Annotated in this window: 1 pseudogene; it reads left to right on the top strand. The window is 48.1% G+C overall.

Annotated elements, in window-relative coordinates:
* A pseudogene (locus HQ41_RS09905) lies at positions 1-199 on the top strand (hypothetical protein); the annotation flags it as partial.
* Positions 200-378 lie beyond the last annotated feature (179 nt).

Below are 378 nucleotides of genomic sequence, written 5' to 3'. Positions count from 1 at the left end.
CTTAATCGAGAAATCCGAGTTGTCATCAGGGGTAAGTGTACTAGCCGACAAAGGCTATTGTAGCAAAAACAATTCGGAGTGTTTGGCTGGTCATGGCTTGGTGGATGGCATTATGAGACTATTGCGCAATGCACCGCTCAAAGTTTCTTGTATCTTTCTCGGTGTTTTTTGCGTGTTTGGGCGGCTTTGGGAGCCTTGAATACTATACCCCTATCCCCCATCCCTGAGGGATACTTCCCTCGGGGATGGGGATTTTACGGTTATTTGACACCTTCAAGCACAAGCAGCCAAATAAGCACAAAATGCCCGACCTTGTAGCCCATTGCTCACAAGGTCGGGGTAAAGGGGGAGGATACCCAAGTTGAAAAACACTGCCTC

The sequence above is a fragment of the Porphyromonas sp. COT-290 OH860 genome (assembly GCF_000768935.1).
Lineage (GTDB): Bacteria > Bacteroidota > Bacteroidia > Bacteroidales > Porphyromonadaceae > Porphyromonas.
Note: the sequence above shows the minus strand (reverse complement) of the source record. Positions and strands in the feature narration are given on the sequence as shown.